The sequence below is a fragment of the Mesorhizobium sp. P5_C1 genome (assembly GCF_054049815.1).
This window is the reverse complement of sequence record NZ_JBFULQ010000660.1, coordinates 1-2,651: the sequence shown is the minus strand read 5'-3', so window position 1 is coordinate 2,651 and position 2,651 is coordinate 1. Positions and strand designations below refer to the sequence as shown.

4 protein-coding genes are annotated in these 2,651 nt (G+C 61.2%); all 4 read left to right on the top strand.

All coding sequences use genetic code 11. From position 1 onward, the window contains the following. The coding region (locus ACXJ7R_RS29535; RefSeq protein WP_457154913.1) for a DUF692 domain-containing protein at window positions 1–562 on the top strand (562 nt) is incomplete at its 5' end. Next, the gene (locus ACXJ7R_RS29530; protein ID WP_457154912.1) at window positions 549–1,334 is read left to right on the top strand and encodes an HvfC/BufC family peptide modification chaperone; all 786 of its coding nucleotides are present in this window, start codon (window positions 549–551) and stop codon (window positions 1,332–1,334) included. The genes ACXJ7R_RS29535 and ACXJ7R_RS29530, both read left to right, overlap by 14 nt. Window positions 1,335–1,345: 11 nt before the next feature. Beyond that, entirely contained in the window at window positions 1,346–1,822 is a 477-nt protein-coding gene (locus ACXJ7R_RS29525) for a DoxX family protein (protein ID WP_457154911.1), read from the top strand. Window positions 1,823–1,849: 27 nt separating this feature from the next. Next, a complete protein-coding gene (locus tag ACXJ7R_RS29520) occupies window positions 1,850–2,557 on the top strand; it encodes an NAD(P)H-dependent oxidoreductase (protein ID WP_457154910.1) in 708 nt (235 codons plus the stop codon). The last annotated feature ends 94 nt before the right edge of the window (window positions 2,558–2,651 follow it).

The window sequence follows — 2,651 nt, the reverse complement described above, 5'->3', positions numbered from 1 at the left end:
CTCTTCGATGAACGAGGCTGAATTCCTGGYCGAACTCGTGGCGCGGACCGGTTGCGGTCTGCTGCTGGACATCAACAACGTCCAGGTCTCGGCACACAATTTGCAATATGACGCCAAAGCCTTCATCGATGCGCTGCCGGCTGAAGCGATCGGCGAAATCCATCTTGCCGGCCATGCGACCAATCAGGTCGGAGCCGACACAGTGCTCATCGACGATCACGGCTCGCGGGTCCCGCCGGTCGTCTGGTCTCTCTATCAGCACGCCATTAGCTGGCTCGGACCCCGCCCCACCCTGATCGAATGGGATACCGATGTCCCGGTTCTCGACGTGTTGCTTGGCGAAGCCATGTGGGCCGACATGCTCACCGCTTCGATCATGTTCAACCGCAAGCAGGCTGCGAGACACGCTGAAACAGCCAAACCCCGACCGATGTCCCTCACGCGCTTCGAAACCGGGGGGACCAGCATGCCAGTGCTGGCAGCATTCGCTGCCGCAAAAGCCGGAGCAACCATACCGGTAGCGTTGACGCCAATGGAAGGAGGATACGATGTTGCCGCTTGAAAACCTGCAGACCACCATGGCACGCTCGGTGCTTGCCATCGAACCAATGGTCTCCGCGAAAATGCTGACCGCCGGCAAGGCCGATCCATTGGCCCGCCTGCGCATCTACCAGAACAACACGCGCAGTTCGCTCACTGCGGTGTTGATGGCGGTCTTTCCCGTCACCGTGCGCCTGGTCGACGAACGCTTCTTCCGTTTCGTGGCGAGCGAATTCATCCGACGCCATCCGCCGGAGGATACGCGGCTGTCGCGCTACGGCGTCGGCTTCCCGCGCTTCCTGAAGACGATCGACACGCTGTCCGACATGCCGATCGTCGCCGAAACGGCGCGGCTCGAATGGGCCATCGCCGAGGCACTCGATACGGCTTCGCTGCCAGCCCGCAGCCTTGCGGACTATGACAAAATCGACCTGGGACCTTCACCCGATATCCTGCTGCAGCCATCGCTCAGGCTGATCGTTTCACACTGGTCGATTCTGTCGGTGTGGACGGCGCACCAGCAGGGCACAACAGTCGATCGGCATTGCACCTGGGCGAGACGTCCCGAACGCGTGGCGTTGTGGCGGACCGGGAACAGCGTCCGCCTAATTCTCCTCGACCGAGCAGACTTCGCCTTCCGGCATTCTCTCAAGCACGGCCTCGGCCTCGAACATGGTGCAAGCCGCGCGCTTGCGCTCGAACCGAACTTCCAACTCGTGTCCGCGCTCGTGCGTCTGTTCGCTGACGGGCTTGTCACAAACGTGCGCATCACCGTGCATTCCCTCTCAAACTGATGGAGACAGTCATGACCGCAATTTCAGATCATCCCTCGACCAGCCCGAGCGGCTTGGTCGGCCTCTGCCGGCGCATCATCAAGCTGCCCGAACGCATTCCATTTTCGCTGATCCAGCTTGCGGCCCGTGTCGCGGTCGGACATGTCTTCTGGCAATCCGCGCAGTCGAAACTGGCATCCTGGCCGGTCACGCTGCAACTGTTTGCCAATGAATACAATCTGCCGTTCATCGATCCGTCGATCGCGGCGCCGCTCGCGACGGCCGCAGAACTCACGGGCTCGGTGTTGATTTTCCTGGGGCTGTTTTCGCGCCTTACGGCGCTGATGCTGCTCGGCGTCGTGTCTGTCATCCAGATCTTCGTTTATCCGGAAAACTGGGCAGAGCACCTGCTGTGGGCGTCGCTGCTGCTGCTTGTGCTGACGCGCGGGGCTGGCGTCTTCTCGCTTGACCATATCGCCGAGCGGACCTTTTCGGCATCGAGAAAATGAACATTTCGATCGAGTGGGAACAGCACGGTGCGCATCTTCATCGTTCACGCCCACCCCGAGCCCAACAGCTTCAATGGCGCCCTGACCAGCGCGGCGCAGGGGGCGTTGTCTGCGGCGGGACACGAGGTCGTTGTTTCCGATCTCTACGCCATGGGCTTCAATCCAGTATCAGATCGCCGCAACTTCACGACCGTGCGCGACGCGACCTACTACCGCCARCAGGCTGAGGAGGCGAATGCGGCCGCCCACGACGGATTTGCTCCAGACATCCAGGCGGAGATGGACAAGCTTTTCTGGTGCGACGTCTTGATCCTGCAGTTTCCGCTCTGGTGGTTCGGGCTGCCGGCGATCCTCAAGGGCTGGGTTGACCGAGTGTTCGCGTCGGGTGGCAAGATCTATGGTGGCGGCAAATGGTATGATCGCGGCGTCTTCGCGGGAAAGCGCGCGATGTGTTCCGTCACAATCGGCGGACCGCCGCCGATCTATTCGAGCCGAGGACTGAACGGCCCGATCGACGCAATCCTGTTCCCGATCAACCACGGCATGCTCTACTTTGTCGGCTTCACGGTGATCGAGCCGTGCCTTGTGCACACACCAGCGCGCGTCAGCGACGGCGAACGCCGTGCCTGCCTCGATCGTTACCGTGAACGCGTCCTCAGCCTCGCGCATGCCCCCACTATCGCTTATCCGAAGCTCGCGGACTTCGACGAAGCCCATGTCTTGAAATCGGYGTGAGAGAAGCACTGTTCAGCTTACTGGTCCGGACGCCACACGCCGACCGCGGTTCCTGAGCTAGCAGGTTTGCTCTGATGCACCGACGATTTGAGGT